Below are 18,080 nucleotides of genomic sequence, written 5' to 3' on the forward strand. Positions count from 1 at the left end.
GGTGAATGACACGGCACTGAATGACACGGAGAGTCTCAGAGCTGAGGTGCTTGCCCTCCTGCTCGAACCATTGGGCGTCGACGCCACGGCCGGGTCAGCACCACTCCAGCGGCTGGCCAAGGGCGTGGAGGCGGTTGCCCAAGCATACGGGTGTGCCGGACTGCCACCGTCCGGGAGCACTCTCCGGTGGGTGTCCGAAGCCGTGGCGTCGTGCGTCGAAGGTGGGGAACTGGTCCGTCTGGCAACGGCTCGGGGTCGGACTCTGACACCGAGCGAGGCCAGAGCCCTCCGAGAGTTGATGCGGCTCGAAGGACTGCGTTCTCATCTCCAGGCTCTCGAGGGCGTGACGACGGAGGCGCTCAGGGCAGACCTTGCGGCTGTGGCGCTCGCGGAACGGACACTGCCTGGAGTCCTTGAGCAGTGTCGTCGTGCGGATCAGGGGTGGCCCAAGGAGATCTGGCGTTCGATCTTTGAGATCGACGTCGATCGCGCAGTGACCGACTTGAGTCGCCGCGGACGTAGTCGGCAGGCGTCAGGCGCACGTGAGCTCGTGCTCAAACACAGTGTCTCCGCAGCGCGGGATCTACGGAACCAGGATCTGGTGACGCGGCTTGGGAAGGTGCAGGACTTCATCGCCGCGAATGAGTCGTACGAGGCGGTTTTGTCCGTGCAACCGGAATGGTGGCGCTGGCTCGGGCCGAACGTGCCGTTCAAGTTCAGAGCGGATCGGCGTGATGCCCTGCTCTGGGCGATCGGGGCTCGCGACACGGGCGTCGTTTCGGGAGGCACTCTGGAAATGCTCGCGGACGACCGTGCGCGGGCAGTGATCGAGCATGGGCTCTCGACGGCCCTCGTGAGCCCGACCGCTTCCCTCGACGCGCCGGCCACGAGTTCGGCCGCACGGCTCGCGACGGGGCTACTGGCGGTCGCCTCCCAGACCGACATCGACAAGCTGCGTGCTCTTGAGTCCTGGTACACGGAGAACGTCGAGTCGTTCGACCGCGTGGCCGCCGCGATGGACGCGCGACGAACCGAACCGGGTCTGGGCGAGGCCCTGGAGTCCCTGATCGGCGAGCTCGCGCTTCCGCCCGGGGCGGTGGACGTGAGTCGCTCGGCCTACCGCAATGTCCAGTCCATCCTCCGGGCCAAGGCCGAAGCCGGCCTTCAGCGGACGTCGTACTCCCCGTACGCGATCGAGAGCGAGGATCTCGTCCGGTCCATCAGCCGTATCTGCTCGCTCGAACGCGAACTGCACGATGCCGTACGGACCGTGCCCGCGGTGGGTGGCAGACTGCTCGTGGCCATCGCCGGAAGAACCAAGTCCGGGAAGACCACGCTCCGCAAGGCCCTCACGCGCGATGCGGACCGAACCGGGATCGGGCGAGGCGCACACCGCACCACGCGGAAGACCTCCGCGTTCGATGTCGGCTCCGTGACCTACCTCGACACACCCGGCGTCGCCGCGAAGGACGACGACTTCGACGCCCAGCATGCCCGAGACGCGTGCGACAGCGCCGACGCTGTCATCTGGAACTACGCCGACACGCTGCGCGACGAGGAGTCCGCCGAACTCCAGCGACTTCTCCTGTCGGGGAAACCTCTGCTGGCTGTCGTCAATGTGAAGGGGCTGGTCAACACACCTGTCCGTCTTGAGCTCTTCGCCAATCACCCGAACAGAGAGTTCAAGTCAACGCCGGAGCACGCCGTCCGGATCGAACAGGTCGCCAGAACGGTCAGGGTCGCGCCGCCCGTCATCCTCGCGGTCCACTCCGGCGCCGCGCACGAGGCGCTGTCCACGGAGGATCGCGAGCTGGGAGACAAGGCCCTTCGGGCGAGCAGGCTGCCCGAGCTGGAGCGGTCCCTCCAACAGCTCCTGGCCGAGCGCGCGATTCCCCTTCGCGCCGTCCGGCTGGCCGAAGGCGTACGGGCGCCGCTCGCCGCGATCCACGACCGGCTGACCGTGGAACTTCCCCGGATCGACCTCGCGCTTGGCGAACTCGAACGCTCGGCGCCGGATGAACGGGACGCGTTGCTCGAAGCTTTCCAGACCGCGGGCCGGAACACGCACGACCGGCTCGAAGCCGAGCGGCACCGTGCCAAAGAGCGGTTGCCGAATGTGGTTCGGGAGCTGGGCGGCGCGGATCACGCGCAGCGGTGGAGCGACTTCGTCACCGGTCTGGATTTGGAGGCACTTGTCTCAAGTCTCGAAAGCGACCTCGATCAGGAGGCGCGGAAACGGGGGAAGGTTCTGCGCACGCGGGCACGCGGTCCAGAGCCGCAGGACGACGAGCAGTTGGAAGTGCGGCCGCGTCCTGACGTGAAGCCCAGCAGCGTGAGCACGGCTGCTGCCAAAGGGGCGGTGACAGCCCTCTTGGGCTCCGTCGCCGCCAAGGGAATCCCCAAGAAGCTCGCTCCCCCTCCCGTGGTGGTGGCGGACTACGTACTGACGCCCCTGACCGGAGCGGCGAAAGCAGTGAGCGGCGAGGTTGATCGCCTGCGACAGGCGCGGGACGAGTGGACCGGCGAGACCACGGCCGCAGCCGAGGCCAGGCTCGATGAGCTGTTCGACGGGCGCGAAGCGCAGGTGGCTCGTGTCGTCGACGACGCAACGGCTCAAGTCAATGCTCAGTTCGAAGCTCAGTCCGCAGACATCGGTCGCACTCGGGAGCGGTTCGAGCAGCTCCGCAGACTGAGGTCGGCCGTGCGCTCCGCCCTTGACGCGATCGACCTCGTACTCGTGCGCCGGCTCCTGGCCCTTGCGGGCGGTGACCCGGCGACCGTCCGCTCGGCACGCCGAACGCCAGGAGTCGAACTTCGCGTCTGGACCGACGCGTCCAGCGTCGCGGACGTGCGGGCGTGCTTGCAGGAGCGAATCGTGGACGTCCTCACCGAGCGGATCGAGATCTGCTCTGATTCTGTAAGCGGAGATGGAGATAGGACCGCGCATGACTGACGGGAGGCTGGACGCCCGCGTACTCGCGCTGAGTGCACAGGCGAAGGAGATCCTCGACGCTCACCCTCGTACCCGACGCCTGACAGCGAGTCTGCCCGAGGCGGACACAAGCCCGCTACGGATCGCCCTCCTGGGGCCGTACAGCGCCGGGAAGTCGATGCTCATCGCGGCACTGCGTCGGCTTCCGGCGGCCGAGGTCGCAAAGCTCGTCGACGCGGCACCCAAGACGCAGGAGGCGACGCCGTATCCGTGGAACGGCGTGACGCTGGTCGACCTGCCCGGAACACTGTCCGGCAACGACGAACACTCCGCGGCAGCCCGGCGTGGAGTGCGCGGCGCGGACGCGCTGATGATCGTGACGACGAGCGAGCTGCCGGGCGAGGCGGAGACCGAGGCGATCTTGCAGGCGCTCGATGCCGACGGGTTCGCTGACCGCAGTGTCGTCGTCGTCAACAAGATGAGCGCCGAGAACAGCGACCGCGAGGTCATCCTCGACGAGATCCGCAAACGGCTCGGGCCCTTCGCCGATCGTGTCCCGGTCATCCCGACCGACGCGCGCGACTATGTCGACGCGGGCAACGAACCCGAACTTACTGACGCGCAACGTGCGTTGCTCGTGGCGGAGAGTGGCATCGACGCCCTCACCGCCGAGTTGCGGAGAATCACGGCACCTGGTGTCGAGGGAATGCGGCCCAAGGCGCAGGCGCACGAACTCGTCCGGGTTCTGGAGGACGCCGAACAGCGGTGGGAACTGGACGGAAGGGAGCTCGACGCAGCGCGGACCACGAAGAAGGCCGAGAAGTCGATCTCCCGGGCGAAGACGGCGGTGTTGGACACCCTGGAGCGGGAGAGCGAGATCGTCGCCTCCAGGGTCAGAACGGCGGGAGGCAGAGCCGCCGATGGCGTCTCCGAGAAGAACGGCACCGTCCCCGTCGACATCGCCACTGCCGTCACCGGGGAACTGATCGATGCCCGCACCGACTTCGACGTCAGGTTCTCCTCATCGGTGAGGGCGGCGTTCGATGCGCTGGCCGCTGAGTACGGAGATGCCGTGCCCGAGCCCGAGGCCTGGGTCAACGAAGTCGACGCCCCCGAGGCGACACTCGCCGCGCCCACGCAGTCACCGTACGAACGAGCCATCAGGGAAGCCGCCGAAAAGGCCGAGAAGGTGGGCGCCAAGAAACTGCACGCGTTGATCGAGAAGGTCGCAGGAGAGCCGGAAGCGGCAGCCAAGATCGCGAACTGGCTCAACAAGACCCGCGCGGGCCAGAAGGTGCTCGACGCCGGCGGGAAGATCACCAACGGCGTCGACAAGTTCAAGCCGTGGGGCAGGATCAAAGCAACCAAGAAGGTCGCCGGTGCGGCCGGAAAGGTGCAGTGGGCTGTGGCGGTCATGGGCCCGTTGATGGACGTGAAGAGCATCGCGCAGGACCAGAGCAAGTGGAAGGCGATCAAGAAACGCCGACAGGCGCTCCGGGATCACTTCGCCGACGTGGCGCTCAGGCAGCGGACCGACCTCAATGACACCGGTGAGCAGCACCTCAGCGAGTGGATCACCGAGGTGGAGCAGTCGCTCAGCGGACTCACAAAGCAGGGTGCGGAGATCAGCGCTGCGCGTGAAACAGCGCTGGAAGGAATCAGGGGCCTCCGCGACGAGGCGGAGAAGCTTGTCAGGCCGGGCGACTGAGACGGCGGCGGGCCTATGTCCCGGCGGTGGATGTCATCACGCGACCGCCGGGACGAACGTACTCAGGCCCCTGCCGCAAACTCCACGAACCGCGACCAGCCATCCCGGCCGACGGCGAAGTGGGGGCGTGTCACGTCCTTGGAGTCCCGTACGCAGACGGCCTGTGCGGTGGCGGCGACCTCGACGCAGTCGTCACCCTGGCTGCCGCTGTAGCTGGACTTGAACCACGCCAGTTCCGTCGTGCTCATAGTTCTCCTCGGAGTCGCTCCAGCAGACCCCGCGAGTCCTTGGCGTTCAGGGCCTGCGAGCGCAGTGAGTCATAGCGCTGGTACAGCAGGCTCACCTCTTTCTGGTCGGAGATCAGGCGCCCGTTCTGCTGGCCTTCGGAGTACGCGAACCTCTGGCCCTTCGGAGTTTCGAGAAGCCGCAACGGCCCATCCAGGCATGCATGCAACCCAGCCTCCAACGGCACGGTCTGCAGCGTCACATTGCGCGGTGCGCTCAGCTCCAGTACATGGTCGAACAGCTCCCGCATCAGCTCCCTGTCCCCGAAGCGCCGCCGGAAGACGTGCTCTTCGACGATGAAGCTGAACGGCGTCGTCGGTCGCTCGAACAGCATCCGTTGCCGCTCCATCCGCCGGACCATGAAGTCTTCCAGCTCGACGACTTCCGCAACGCCCCGGTGTTCCCGAGAAGTTCCTCCGACCGCACCACGTACGATTCGTCGGGCATCCGCCGCCCCAGCTCCACCGACTCCACGGTGTGCTTGGAGAAGCGCACCAGGTCCGCGAACTCGGCCCTGCTGTACCCCGCATGCTCGCGCAGCGCCTGCTGGACGGCTCCCCAGCTCCGCAGACTGTCCGAGGGGTCGGGCTCACGATCCGGCTCACCGCCGGCCGCCTCCCCGTCGCCGCAGTCCTCGGCCATGATGTCGATGCCGCCCCACATTCGCGGCCACCTCCCGTTCATACACGTGACACGCACTGTCCGTCGCTCCACACCCGACAGCACCCAGCGTGACGGAGGACCCCGCGTACCGTCCACAGATTGTGTCCGTACGCCGACGCACCGTACGGACGCCACTCCTGGAACGCGCCCCCGTACGCCCGCCACATTGGCCCCATGAGCGCACCCCCCAACCTGCCAGCAGCGTGGTCACGTTCGTCCAGCTCCTGTCCTCCACCCACCGAGGAGCCCGCCTCGCACGCCTCCTCGCCACCAACCAGCTCCGCATCTGGGACCTGTCACCAGAAGTGACCGAGCGAGCCGAGCAGATCGTCGCCGAACTCGCCGCCAGCGCGGCCCTGCACGGCCGCGTCCAGGGCCGCGACTTCCGGCTCGCCCTCGCTCTCGACACCACGACCGGCCTCCTCCGCATCGCGATCACCGACGCCAAGGGCGGCCAACTCCCCGTCGCACCCACCGACCCGGCGACGGACGGCGAGACGGGCCGCGGTCTACTCCTGGTCGGCGCCCTGGCCGACCGCTGGGGCACCGATCCGCATCCGCCGGGCGGCAAGACCGTTTGGGCCGAGGTGAGCCCCGTTGCCGGACCTACCAGTGGCTTGTACGAGTGCTCCCCAGCCCGCCCGTGACGGGCGCGTTCCCAGGGCTGGGCGATCGACAAGAAGCTGTGGGTCATCGACGGCGCGGACTGCTCACCGCGCGACGACAAGGTCCCCGACAGCCATTGAGCCCCGCTACGCGCCCCGGTCCTCACGGCTCCCCGAGGGCGGGGGCTCCCGCTGCCGACGACACGAGGAACCGCTGTGCCCGTCCCACGCGACATCGCCGCCGAGACCGAACTGTGGGACGCCTACGCCGAATCCGCGTTCAAGGACGACGCCGAGCCGTCATTCTGCTGGACCCAGTACGCCGGCCACGGCCCCGGACCCGAACTCCTCGACAGCCCTGAGACCGTGCTGGAGATCGGATGCGGCACCGGCCGCGCCCTCGCCCACCTCGCGCAACAAGGCGTCAAGGTCACCGGGGTCGATTTGTCGCCGCGCATGGTGGCGCTCGCGAGCGCGAAGTGGGCACCACTCGGGGTGCGGATCGAGCGGGCAGAGATCCTCGACTGGCTGGCCGCCGACGAGGGCCGGTACGACGCCGTGTACTCCATCTTCGGAGCGGCCTGGTTCACCGACCCGTCCCGCCTCTTCCCCCTCGTCCGCAAGCGCCTCGTCCCGGGCGGCGTCTTCGTGTTCTCCCAGCCGCCGGCCATTCCGGGTGCCTACGGGCCGCAGGGCATGTACAAGGGTGGGTTCGCGGGGAAGGCCATGTTCACGTATCGATACAGCTACAAGCCCGTAGTTTGGGAGCGGCACCTGCTCCGAGCTGGTTTCACGTCCGCTGAGGCGACGGTGGTGGATGCCCCGAAAGCCGGGCACATCGGCACGCTCATCGTCCAGGCCCGCGCCTGACAGACGCGTCACAGCCCCGGGCCGGCATCCTTCCTGGCCGACCGGGGCCACTCCTGGAGCAGCACTCGCACTGGCGCCAGACCAAGGTGGGTCACCGGCCCAGTTGACGGGGAGCCTCCCGACCAACTGATCGGCGTGAGTTGCCCGTTCACTGCCCGTCGTCACCGTCGACGCGCTACGTTTCCAGCAGGGCGAACGCAAGGGGGCGGGCCGGTATGCCTACCCCTTGGATGCGGCGTACGGCAACAAAGGGGGCGCAGTGGCAGAGGACACGACGGCCGGGGTGGACAACCGAGGCCTCTTCGACGACTTCGGCGCCTTCCGGACGCCGACCACCGACGACTTCACCTCTGTGCTGACCCACGGCCTGGTCGCCCCCGACGCCAACGTCCTGCTGAACCTCTACCGCTACACCGAGCAGGCGCGCGGCGACCTGCTGCGTGCGCTCGGCGCCGTGGAAGACCGGTTGTGGGTGCCCCACCAGGTCCTCGTGGAGTTCTGGCGGAACCGTGAGAGCACCCTCAGCGACGCCCGGTCGTCCGGTGCGCAGGCCGCCGAGGACATGGCCGGTCACGCGGCCCAGGCGGAACGCACCCTGCGCACCTGGGCCAATCGCGTGGCCCTGCCGGAGGAGGAGACCGACCGTCTGCGCAGTCAGCTGAACGAGGTCTTCGACGACGTGCAGGAGGCGATCGTCAAGGTCGGCGAGGGCGAGTGGCAGAACATCACCCATGACACGAGCACCGATCCGGTCATCGCGGACCTGGAGCCCGCGCTCGACGGCCGGGTCGGCGCTCCACTGAGTCCGCAGGACCACGACAAGGCGATCGCGGAGGGCATGCGCCGCGTCGAGAAGCGGCTGCCTCCGGGATACATGGACAAGACGAAGGACGGTGTGGGAGCCGCCGCCGACTATCTCGTGTGGGAGCAGATCCTCCGGGAGGCCGGCCGCCGCCGGTGCGACGTGCTGTTCGTGACGGCGGACGTCAAGGAGGACTGGTGGCGCAAGGAGCAGGGCTTCAACCGCGGCCCGCGGCCGGAACTGACCGAGGAGCTCAGGACCCGGGGTGGCGGGCGGCTCTTCATGCTTACGCCGAAACGGTTCCTGGAGGTCGCCGCGCCGATCCTGGAGTTCGGTCTCCGGGAGGGATCCGTCGAGGACATCGAACGCGTCGAACGAATCGGGACCGACGACGGAACCTACGGCGGCTGGACGACCGACGCGCTCCAGGAACTCTTCGACCGGTTGACGTACGAGAACTACGAAGACAGGGTCGCCGTCATCAAGTACGCCGCCGAGAAGGACGGCGTCGCGGACGCCAAGAGCGTCTACGACATCTGCCACTACCCCGAGGACCGCTCCCTCAGAGGCTTCACGAAGCCGGTCACCCGCATCACCGGCCTGCTGCGAAGCCTGGGCAAGATCCCGGAGTCGGCCGTCCAGGTCCTGAAGGCCGAATACAACGCGGGCCCCGGCCCCGCGTCCGGCTTCTCCGTCCACCCACTCCTCGTACCACTCGTCAACGAGCTGGGAGACGAGGACGAGTCATGACCGCCGACCGGGCATCACACGGCGTGGAGGCGGCCGGCGAAGCCACGTTGCTACTCTCCCGTGCCATGCCTCATGCAGCAGCGCGGGAGATGCTCTCTCCGATCCTGTCGGTCCACCCGTACATTCCGGCGTTCGAGCAACACGACAAGGTCATCTGTTCCATGGCCACGAGCGGCGACTGTGACAAGAAGCTCGTCGAGGAGGTGCGCACCAAGTTCCGCGACGGCAGCGTTCATCACTGGCGGGTGTGCGGCGAGTGGCTGACCAGTCACCCGTCAGCCATCGCCCACATCGAGACAAACGGCTTCCAGGAGCCCGCTGCTTCCTGACGGGCGGCGTCGGAGCCCCGCGGTGGCGTTTACGCCAGCCGGTAGACGGCCTCGTCCGCGTCCGGCCTCACGATCAGACCGTCGTCGGCAAGCTCGCGCAGGTTGCGCCGGGCTTCCTTGCCCGCGGCTTCGTCGTTCGCCGGCCGGTACCCCGAGACCCGTAGGGCCAGTACGGCACGTTCCGTGTCCCAGGTGCCACCCAGCGCCTGGATCACTGCGGCGAGTGCCTGCTTGTGCGTCAGCGGCTTCTCGGTCATGTCACCCTCCCCATCAAAAGACCGCCACAGCATGACACGCAGCGGCAGGGCTCCTGCCGGCCGTTGCGGCGGACGCGGCCACGCAGGCCCGAAACGCCCCGCACCCCCTGCGACCCTCACCGTTCCGGCATCATGACCCCCATGACCGACGGCGTGGACATATGGGAAGCAGCAGCCCGGTTCGACCGGAGCACCGCTGCCAAGGACGAAGCCGGCGCGGAGCAGGAGCGCAAGCAGGTGCTGGCCCAGTTCCCCCTGGAGGACTGGCCCACGCTGCCCCTGGAGCGCTACGCCCTGGGCCTGAACCCGTCCGGTCCCGGGATGATGACGTACTGCCGACTCATGGAGTTCGGCACCCAGTGCCTGGGCAGCATCAAGGGCGGCAGCGCCGCGAAGCACATCATGTACCGTCACAACTCCGGTGAGTGGCGGCTCGCGGCGCCCCTGCGCGGGATGGAGCCGCAGGACGCGTGGGAGCGTCTTCGGGCCGAGTTCCTCCGGGCATTGACCGCCACGGGCGTGGGCGACTTCGCGGCCGTGGACGACCTCGAAATCCTTCGGTTCGGGCCCGCGCTGGTGACCAAGACTCTCGCCACCTACTTCCCCGAGCACTTCCTCCCCGTCTACTCCGCGGGGCACCTACGGAAGTTCCTCGCCCTGCTGGGCGGCACGTCGGGCGCCGACTCACCGACCTGGCGCAGCAACCGGCAACTCCTCGAACTCGTCCGTTCCCGACCGGAGTTCGCGGGCTGGACCGGGAACGAGGTGATGACCTTCCTCTACCAGGAATTCGACCCGCGTCCCCAGACGCGCACGATTTGGAAGATCGCCCCCGGCGAGCGCGCCCGCTTGTGGGAGGAGTGCCGCGACGGCGGGTTCATCTGCGTAGGGTGGGACGAACTTCGTGACCTGGGTGAGTATCAGACCGACTCCGAGCTGAAAGAGGCCCTTGACGCGAACTGGCCCAGCGGCAGCGGTCGTAGCCTCACCACCGCGCGCAGGCTCCTCGCGTTCCGGGACCTTGAGGCCGGAGACCGGGTCGTGGCCAACCGTGGGATGGACAAGGTCCTGGCCACGGGCACTGTCACCGGAGGCTATCGGTTCGACCCCGAACGGCCGGAGTACCGGCACGTGGTCCCGGTCGACTGGGACGTCTCCCACGCGCAGAAGCTGTCAGGACCCCAGCACGGCTGGCGGTCCACGTTCGCCAAGGTCGACCCGACGCTCTTCGCCAGGCTCACCGCACATCGGGCGGCTGACTCCATTACGCAGACGGCCGCGTCATCCGCCGAGCTGGCACCCGAGGACGTCCGGGCCGTACTGGACGCGCTGGAACGCAAGGGCCAGGTGATCCTCCACGGGCCTCCCGGTACCGGCAAGACCCGGCTCGCGCTCAGTGCCGCCCTCTTCATGGCCGGCCGCGCGGACGTGATCAACGCCGGCCCCGCCCAGCGTTCCGCGGCCCAGGCCGAGATGCTGGGCGGCGAGCACGTCCATCTGGTGACCTTCCACCCCTCCTACGGCTACGAGGACTTCGTCGAGGGCTTCAAACCGAACCTGAGCGCCACGGGCCCCGGGCTCACGCTCGCCCTCACGGACGGGGTGTTCCACGCCCTGTGCGACCGGGCCTCGGCACACCCCGAGCAGACGTACCTCCTGATCATCGACGAGATCAACCGCGGTGACCTGCCCCGGATCTTCGGCGAGTTGATCACGCTCCTCGAACTCGACAAGCGCGGCCTGCCCCTCGCCCTGTCCGTGAGCGGGCGGAGCTTCTCCGTGCCGCCGAACATCCGGATCATCGGCACGATGAACACCGCCGACCGGAGCATCAGCCACCTCGACGCTGCCGTACGCCGCCGCTTCGCCTTCGTTTCCGTCGGCCCCGACCCGGACGCCGTCTCGGGCACGATCGGCCCGCTGGACCTGGCGGAGTTCTTCGAATCCCTCAACACCCGCATCACCCGGCATCTCGACGCCGATCACCAGATAGGACACGCCTACCTGCTGCGTGACGGCGCGCCGATCGCCACGGAGGACGACCTCGCCGCAGCCTTCCACCACGAGGTGATCCCGCTGCTGGAGGACTACTGCCTCGGCCGTGCCGACCTGCTGCACCGCGTCCTCGGCAGCCTGGTCGACGCGGACACCGGCCGCACCGCGCTCATGTCACCCCAGGACCTCGCCGCCGCGCTGGCAGCCGAGTTCAGCGGCGGTGAGCCGGGCCCCGATGCCTGAGCGCACCGAGGTCCGCCTCGGCGAGTACCAGTCCGTTCCGTTGGACATCGAACAGCTCACCTCCCGGGATGTCGGTCGCCTGCACGCCCTCCAGGCAGGGGGTCACCTCACTCTGCGCCCCGACCGTTCCGGATGGCGGCTCCGGGCGGACTCGAGCGTCGGAGTCCTGGTCCTCGACCGCGTCCGCATCGTCGTCGAGCCCAAGTTCGCCATACCGGGTGACCGGCTCATGAGTTGGCTCGCCTACGCCCTGGACGCGCCGACGCCCGTTCGGACAATGTCACGACGCTGGGCCACCGGACCGGAAGGCTACGCCGACCTCGTGGCCGCGGCCTTGCTGGAGCAGTGCGAACAGTTGGTGCGCGAGGGACTGCGCCGCGACTACGTACGTCACCAGAGCGTGGAACCGGTCCTGCGGGGGCGGCTGGACTTCGCGGCCCAGGCCACCCGTCGGTACGGACAACTCGACCAGCTGCACATAGGCACCTTCGACCGCGAGACCGACATCTGGGACAACCGCGTCCTGGGGACTGCCCTGAGAGTCGCGCTCACCCTCACCTCCGGTTCCGAGTTGGCTCGCGAGCTGCACGGGATCGCCGGTGCGTTCCCTCGGGCCGCCACCCCGGACGCGGCACTGCGCGCCCTCGACCGCATCAGGTACACGCGCCTGAACGCCCGCTATCGCCCCGCCCACACCTGGGCACGCCTGCTGCTGAGCGGCGGAGGCGTCACCGACCTGCTCACCGACCTGGGCAGTACGGCGGACGGCCTCCTGCTGCCCATGCCCGCGCTCTGGGAAGCCGTGGTACGACGCCTCGGCGCCGAGGCCGCCGCCCCGTGCGGTGGACATGCCGTCCCCAGCCGCGGCGAGAGGGGCATCACCGTCCGCGGGGACCTCGGCAACGCCTCGACCTTCCGCCCCGACCTGCTCCTGAGCCTCCCGGCGCCTGACCGGCCTCACCGCACACTGCTGCCGGTGGACGCCAAGTACAAGCGCTACGACCGCCACGGTGTCAGCGCCGCCGACATCCACCAACTCCTCACCTACAGCGCCGGCTACGCCCCCGCCGACGCCCCCAATGCGGTGATCGTCCATCCCCAGCCGGGCGGCCACGCTCATCGCGTCCTCCGGGTCGACGGCTCGCAAGGCAGGCTCGGCACCCTTCACGTCATCGGCATCGACACCCACGCACCCCCTCAACGAGCAGTCGCGTGGCTTACCGAGCAGTCCGCATCGATGTACGGACCGTCGCCGCACTGAGCGGCAGATAGTGGCAACGATGTTCGCCGCAGCGCCTCACCCGTTCCAGAACGATGTTGCAGACGTAGACGCACTCGTGCCGGGGTACGGCAAGGAACTGGATGAAGCCGCGACCGCCGAAGATCGGGAAATTCCTCAGCCACCTGGTTTGTCCTCGGGTCTGCTTCCAGCCGTCTCGGCGTCATGCCCAGCGCGGCGAGTTCGGTGGCGATGCGTTCCACCTCTTCGACAACACCGACGGGAAGCCCGGCAGTCAGGTACTCCTCGCTCGGGTTGTCGTCCCACTTCCAGTCGGTCACAGGCCGGCCTCGGCCTCCGCATCTGGTGGATCTTCCTTATCTCGGCGATGGCATCCGCCGGATCCACCACCCCGCCGCTCACCACGTCTTCCAGGTGACGCAGGCGAGCGGCTCGTGAGGGGTAGCGCTGGATCGCGATGAACACACCCCACGTGTGAACGAAGATGCGCAGCGGAGCAAAGGACTGGGCCCGCTGAGCGCTGGTGGTCGCGTCGACGAGATCACCGACAAACGCCGGCATACGGCTCGGCGTGAGCTCTTCGACGGCGGCCAGCAGGGCGTCGGGGGTCAGGGCGGCATGGGGATGAGCGGCTCACCGGGCTGCGGCTGCGCGTGCAGTGCGGTCACGGTCGTGCTCCCGGTTCGATGGTGGGCGTTGGCTGCGGTCCAGACCGTACTCGCACCGCGCCAGATCGACGGCCGGATCAACGCAAGGGCACGAGCCTGATCACACCTGGTTACCGATCGGCCGAAGAGAACTTGTCGACGACCGCAACCGGGCCTACGTTCAGTCCGCCGACTGCGCAGGGCGATCGGCCCACCGCTCCGCGTCCCTCTCCTGGGTGATGGCGCCAGGGTGAGTTTCGAAGTAGTTTCAAAGTCATGAGTGCCGAGAGTGCAGCCGTGAACTTCTCCGAGCTGGTGAACAAGAACAAGCAGACGCTTGCCCGGCTCCAGGAATCGCCGAGACTGCTCCTGCACCGCAGAGACGGCGAGGATCTGGTCCTCACTACTGCCGCCCGGGCCGAGCAGGACCAGACCGTGGTGTCGGCAGCCACCCGGATGCTGGCCGCGATGGCTCGCCGGGAGCCTGGCAGCATGGAACTGCTCCTCGACATACTGCCGGACGCGTTCCCCTGGGTCCGTTTTCTGCCCGAGCCCGATCTCCACGCCTTCGCCGTCGAACTGGTCGACACCATGCGCGCCGCCGACTCGCTCGGCAACAGCGCGTCCGTCGCCCAGCTGCTCATCGCCTGGCAGCACACCGCCGAGGTCTACTCCGACCCCGAGTTGCTGGCCGCACTGACCAGGGATCACGGCGAGGACTACGGCCCGGTACCGGACCCGCGGGACGTCACATGACCGCCGGCCGCGGCGACCGCGCCGCACCTCCGGCACCGGACGGCCACTGGGAAGTCCGCTTCGCCGACGCCGCCTCGGCCAAGGGCTGGGAGAGCCTCGCCCAGCAGGCCCGCGAGAACACCTACCGCGCCTGGATCACCATGCGCACCGCCCCCAGACCGGCCACCGAGACACCCCGGCACCACCGCCTCAAGGGTGGCCTGGCGCATGGCACCCACCGCGGGCAGACCTGCGAGCAGTGGCAGATCGAGGTGACAGGCGGCGGCCGCATCTGGTACCTCCTCGACACCGTCCGGGAGACTTGCTGGATCACCTTCGCAAGTACGGGGCACCCGCGAGCCACAGACCGACGCTGACCCGGGACAGCCGGGTGGGGGCGGAACAGGACGGTGAGGATCGACCTCCTTGTTCCACCCCCTGGCCGTTCAACGTGGCCGGTACACCGAAGCGCGTGGTGACACTCAAGCCTCCGCCGGTTCCCAGGGGTACCTCTCGCGCATTTCGCCGTACGAACGCAACAGCGGTTCCAACTCCGTGCGCACGACTTCGGCGTCAGCCGGTGGAAGAGTCAGCGACGCTCGACGCATGCGGACACTCCAGGTCGCCGGGTCAGGGAAGACCGACAGCCGCGGCACCAGATCGCGCAGGACCAGCCCCTCACGAAACGGGGCCAGACCCGACACCTTCAGGCGGCAACCCTCGGAGTAGGAGCGCTCGTTGAAGACGACCGGCTCGTCCAAGACGCGCACGGGACTCACGATCGTCGCCCGTCCGATGACCCGGCCGAGGTCACGCGTCGGATTCCGGAAGCAACCGCGCGTGGTGTAGACGAAGACCTCGTCACCCTCCCCCAGTGCTCGCGCCGCCTCGGCCCGGCCAGCGGGAAACGCCATCCGCTGCTCGGTGACCACCCAGCTCAGTGCGGCGCGGTCTCCGATGATCAGCAGGTGCGCGGACGGCATGCGGTCACCTTATCTGGCTTGGTCGACCGGTCCGACATCTCCAGCGCGTACACAATTTCGAATATCGGGAATCTTGAATATGCGTTGACAGTGCTAACAAGGTGTCGCCATGCTGAGAGCGCCAACAAGACGCATCACCAGTCCGCGTGGCCCCTTCTCCCACGCCCCGACAACGGGAACGACCATGACCGATCAGCCCCCTGCCTCCCTCCGCGCTCTCCTCCTCGATCGCCTGCGCCACTCGGACCTCGCGCCTCAGGTGCAGGAGCTGCTGCGCGAGCTGGTTCCCGACGAACCGGCCACGAGCAGTGGAGGTCGCGCTGGACCCGTGCAGCTCCGGTCGATCACCGCGGCCGGCTGGCGCGGTGTCGGTCCGCGGACCACGCTCGAACTGCCGCCCGGGCCCGGGCTGGTCGTCGTCGCGGGTCCCAACGGCTCCGGGAAGTCGAGCTTCGCCGAGGCCGCCGAGACCGCGCTGACGGGACGCAACTCCCGATGGGACGGACGGCGCGCCACCGACTGGCAGAAGGGCTGGCGCAACCTGCACAGTCCCGACGTCACCCCCGAGGTGTGCGTCGAACTGGCTGTCGGCGAGCGGGGCGAGGCACTCACCGTGCGGCGGGCCTGGCACGGGCTCAAGGTCGACGAGGCGCGCACCAAGGTCGAGGGACCGGACGGCTCGGAGCGGAAGCTGGAGGAGGTCGTCGACGCCGAGGCGCTGGACCTCGCCCGGCCGTTCCTGCCGTACAGCGAACTCGGGTCGATGATCAACGGCACGCTCGGCGGCCTGCACGACGCCTTCTTCAAGCTCCTCGGGCTCGAACTGCTCGCCGAGTTCGACGGCCGGGTCAAGGACACGGCGAGCGAGTGCGAGCAGGCGATCAAGCACGCGGACGCCCTCACCGCGCAGCTCCTCGACGCGCTGGGCACGCTCGACGACCCCAGGTCCCGCGAGGCCACCCAGGCGCTGTCGGGAGCCAACCGCGACCTCGGCCGGGTGCGTGCGCTGCTGGGGAGCCGTACCCCGGCCGCCGAGGCCGAGCTGGCCCGGCTGCGACAGCACGCGAGCCTCGCCGGGCCGGATCTGGCGGAGGTCGGCGGGGCTGTCGGCCGGCTGAGGGAGGCCGCCGCCGCTGCCGAGGAGGCCCGGTACGGCAGTGCCGAGGAGGCGCGCCGCCTGGCCCGGCTGCTGGAGGCGGCGATCGAACACCAGCGGCGCTCGAGGAGCGCGGACTGCCCGGTCTGCGGCGCCGAGAACCGGCTGGACCGGGCGTGGGCCGAGCAGGCGCGGACGGAGGTGGAGCGGCTCCAGACAGAGGCGGCCGACGCCGAGGCCGCCCGGCAGGAGGTGGCGGTGGCCGTGCGGGCCGTGCACGACCTCGTGCAGCCGGTTCCGGTGTGGCTGCGCGGCGAGAACTCCCCGCTCACGGTGGTGTGGCAGGAGTGGGTCCAGTGCCGGGGTATCACTCACCCCCGCGAGCTGGCGGACCGCGTCGAGCGTGCTGCGGCCACCCTGGACGACGCCTGCCGGCAGGTGCGGGAAGAAGCTGTTCAGCGGCTCTCCGCGCATGACGCCGCCTGGCAGCCGTTCGCCGTACGGCTGGCGGAGTGGCTCGGTGCCGAGGAAGCGGCCGAGGCCGCGCGCGAGCGCCGCAAGCACGCGCGCAAGGCGCGGGCCTGGCTGCGGCCGATCATCGACGAGCTGCGTGACGAGCGCCTGCGGCCGTTCGCCCAGCGGTCGCAGGAGGTGTGGCAGAAGCTGTGCGAGCACAGCAGCGTCACGCTCGGATCCGTCACCCTCGCGGGCACTCCCGGTCGTGGCAAGGTCGAGCTCGACGTCTCCGTGGACGACATGTCAGCCCCCGCCTACAGCGTGATGAGCCAGGGCGAGCTGCACTCGCTCGCGCTCTCGCTCTTCCTGCCTCGTGCCACACACGCGGACAGTCCGTTCGGGTTCCTCGTCATCGACGACCCCGTGCAGTCCATGGACCCCGAGAAGGTCGAGGGTCTGGCCCGGGTGCTCGACGCGTACGCCCAGGACCGGCAGGTGATCGTCTTCACCCATGACACCCGGCTCCAGCAGGCCATCGCCCACCTCGGCATCAAGGCAACCGTCCTGCGCGTGAGCCGCCAGACGGACTCCGTGGTGGGCGTGGAGACGCTCACCGACCCGGTGGAGCAGGCTCTCGCGGAGGCGCGGGCCGTCTCTCTGGACCGCGGCCTGCCGCAGGACGTGGCCGACCATGTGCTCCCCGCCATGTGCAGGGTGGCGGTGGAAGCCGCCTGCCTGGAGACGGCTCGACGCAGGCTCCGCGACGAGAAGGGACTCGGGCTTCGGGCCGTGGAGGAGCGCGTGGAGTCCCTCGATCGCACCAAGACGTACGTGTCGCTCGCCCTGCTCGGCGACGAGCAGCAGCCTGCCCGTGCAGCCGTCGAGCGGATCTGTCCCGGTGGCTGGGCGCTGATCGAGGCCTTCAACTCGGGTACCCACACGCCCCTGCCGACCGTGGACGACCGTAAGGATCTCGTCCGCCGCACCAAGGCGCTCGCGGCGGCGATCCGGAGCAGTGCTGGGGCCCAGAGCACCGGGGGCGCCCGATGAGCGCGTCCCCGGAGACCCTGGTGACCGCCGCCGCCCGCCTCCTCCTGCCCGCCCCCGGCACCGTAACCACCCTGCCTCCCGGCCTCCGCGCCCGTGCCGCCGCGGTCCTGCTCCGCATGGCGCTCGACCAGGCCCTGGACGCCTACTGGCAGCGGGTCACTCCGTCGATGACGCGGGTCGGCAAGCACCGCATGCTGTGCCTGGAGTGGTACGCGGGCCACGACACCGCCCGTCGATGCCGCACCACCTGGTCGGCGCTGAGCGCGGCATGCCACTACCGCACGTACGAGCTGCCGCCACGTCCGGAGGAGATTCACGGGCGGCTGAGGGAGGTCACCAGCCTCCTGACGGTCCTCCGTGCCACAGGCAGCTGAGCCGAAAATCTCCCGGGCTTTCCTGCGGGGCTGTCAGTGCCGGCCCGTACGCTGCAATCG

The 18,080-nt window shown here is 68.9% G+C and carries 16 protein-coding genes and 1 pseudogene; 13 read left to right on the forward strand and 4 right to left on the reverse strand.

Annotated elements, in window-relative coordinates; genetic code table 11:
• The first annotated feature begins 1 nt into the window (after position 1).
• Together AQJ11_RS39545 and AQJ11_RS39550 are read left to right on the forward strand one after the other, a co-directional pair.
• A complete protein-coding gene (locus tag AQJ11_RS39545; RefSeq protein ID WP_159061786.1) occupies positions 2 to 2,953 on the forward strand; it encodes a GTPase in 2,952 nt (983 codons plus the stop codon).
• The gene (locus AQJ11_RS39550) at positions 2,946 to 4,640 is read left to right on the forward strand and encodes a GTPase domain-containing protein (protein WP_159061787.1); all 1,695 of its coding nucleotides are present in this window, start codon (positions 2,946 to 2,948) and stop codon (positions 4,638 to 4,640) included. Before AQJ11_RS39545 ends, AQJ11_RS39550 begins: the two co-directional genes overlap by 8 nt.
• A 62-nt stretch (positions 4,641 to 4,702) precedes the next feature.
• Here AQJ11_RS39550 and AQJ11_RS39555 read toward each other — a convergent pair whose 3' ends face one another.
• On the reverse strand, positions 4,703 to 4,888 hold the full coding sequence (locus AQJ11_RS39555; protein WP_059266600.1) for a DUF397 domain-containing protein: 186 nt from the start codon (positions 4,886 to 4,888) through the stop codon (positions 4,703 to 4,705).
• Positions 4,885 to 5,567, reverse strand: a pseudogene (locus tag AQJ11_RS39560) (helix-turn-helix domain-containing protein). Before AQJ11_RS39560 ends, AQJ11_RS39555 begins: the two are co-directional and overlap by 4 nt.
• A 224-nt stretch (positions 5,568 to 5,791) precedes the next feature.
• On the opposite strand from AQJ11_RS39560, the gene AQJ11_RS39565 reads away from it, so the two are divergent.
• The 4 genes from AQJ11_RS39565 (at position 5,792) to AQJ11_RS39580 (ending at position 8,944) form a co-directional block, all read left to right on the forward strand.
• Positions 5,792 to 6,235: an ATP-binding protein gene (locus AQJ11_RS39565; protein WP_059266601.1), complete on the forward strand. Its 444-nt coding sequence runs from the start codon at positions 5,792 to 5,794 to the stop codon at positions 6,233 to 6,235.
• Between the two features lie 174 nt (positions 6,236 to 6,409).
• Positions 6,410 to 7,063: a class I SAM-dependent methyltransferase gene (locus AQJ11_RS39570; protein WP_059266602.1), complete on the forward strand. Its 654-nt coding sequence runs from the start codon at positions 6,410 to 6,412 to the stop codon at positions 7,061 to 7,063.
• A gap of 259 nt (positions 7,064 to 7,322) precedes the next feature.
• The gene (locus AQJ11_RS39575) at positions 7,323 to 8,615 is read left to right on the forward strand and encodes a PIN-like domain-containing protein (RefSeq protein WP_159061788.1); all 1,293 of its coding nucleotides are present in this window, start codon (positions 7,323 to 7,325) and stop codon (positions 8,613 to 8,615) included.
• Positions 8,612 to 8,944 carry a hypothetical protein gene (locus tag AQJ11_RS39580; RefSeq protein ID WP_059266604.1) on the forward strand — a complete coding sequence of 111 codons (333 nt, stop codon included), beginning with the start codon at positions 8,612 to 8,614 and terminating at the stop codon, positions 8,942 to 8,944. The genes AQJ11_RS39575 and AQJ11_RS39580 overlap by 4 nt, the downstream gene beginning before the upstream one ends.
• Positions 8,945 to 8,973: 29 nt before the next feature.
• Here the strand turns inward: AQJ11_RS39580 and AQJ11_RS39585 are convergent, their stop codons facing one another.
• Entirely contained in the window at positions 8,974 to 9,201 is a 228-nt protein-coding gene (locus AQJ11_RS39585; RefSeq protein ID WP_208616732.1) for a hypothetical protein, read from the reverse strand.
• Positions 9,202 to 9,342: 141 nt separating this feature from the next.
• On the opposite strand from AQJ11_RS39585, the gene AQJ11_RS39590 reads away from it, so the two are divergent.
• The 5 genes from AQJ11_RS39590 to AQJ11_RS39605 all read left to right on the forward strand — a co-directional run bounded on the left by AQJ11_RS39590 (position 9,343) and on the right by AQJ11_RS39605 (position 14,438).
• A complete protein-coding gene (locus tag AQJ11_RS39590; protein WP_059266606.1) occupies positions 9,343 to 11,439 on the forward strand; it encodes an AAA family ATPase in 2,097 nt (698 codons plus the stop codon).
• Entirely contained in the window at positions 11,432 to 12,700 is a 1,269-nt protein-coding gene (locus AQJ11_RS39595) for an McrC family protein (protein WP_059266639.1), read from the forward strand. Before AQJ11_RS39590 ends, AQJ11_RS39595 begins: the two co-directional genes overlap by 8 nt.
• Positions 12,701 to 13,153: 453 nt before the next feature.
• Positions 13,154 to 13,447: a hypothetical protein gene (locus tag AQJ11_RS50575; protein ID WP_159061789.1), complete on the forward strand. Its 294-nt coding sequence runs from the start codon at positions 13,154 to 13,156 to the stop codon at positions 13,445 to 13,447.
• 155 nt (positions 13,448 to 13,602) lie between these two features.
• Complete coding sequence (locus tag AQJ11_RS39600; protein ID WP_059266607.1) at positions 13,603 to 14,082, forward strand: hypothetical protein; 480 nt, start codon at positions 13,603 to 13,605, stop codon at positions 14,080 to 14,082.
• Complete coding sequence (locus AQJ11_RS39605; RefSeq protein WP_059266608.1) at positions 14,079 to 14,438, forward strand: hypothetical protein; 360 nt, start codon at positions 14,079 to 14,081, stop codon at positions 14,436 to 14,438. Before AQJ11_RS39600 ends, AQJ11_RS39605 begins: the two co-directional genes overlap by 4 nt.
• 105 nt (positions 14,439 to 14,543) lie before the next feature.
• On the opposite strand, the gene AQJ11_RS39610 is transcribed toward AQJ11_RS39605, so the two are convergent.
• Positions 14,544 to 15,044 (reverse strand): hypothetical protein, encoded by a 501-nt coding sequence (locus AQJ11_RS39610; RefSeq protein WP_059266609.1) that lies wholly within the window; start codon positions 15,042 to 15,044, stop codon positions 14,544 to 14,546.
• A 184-nt stretch (positions 15,045 to 15,228) separates the two neighbouring features.
• On the opposite strand from AQJ11_RS39610, the gene AQJ11_RS39615 reads away from it, so the two are divergent.
• Positions 15,229 to 17,646, forward strand: a complete 2,418-nt coding sequence (locus tag AQJ11_RS39615) for an AAA family ATPase (RefSeq protein WP_059266610.1) — start codon at positions 15,229 to 15,231, stop codon at positions 17,644 to 17,646.
• Entirely contained in the window at positions 17,643 to 18,020 is a 378-nt protein-coding gene (locus AQJ11_RS39620) for a hypothetical protein (RefSeq protein ID WP_059266611.1), read from the forward strand. Before AQJ11_RS39615 ends, AQJ11_RS39620 begins: the two co-directional genes overlap by 4 nt.
• Positions 18,021 to 18,080: the final 60 nt, after the last annotated feature.

The organism is Streptomyces corchorusii (assembly GCF_001514055.1).
GTDB classification, from domain to species: Bacteria; Actinomycetota; Actinomycetes; order Streptomycetales; family Streptomycetaceae; genus Streptomyces; species Streptomyces olivaceoviridis.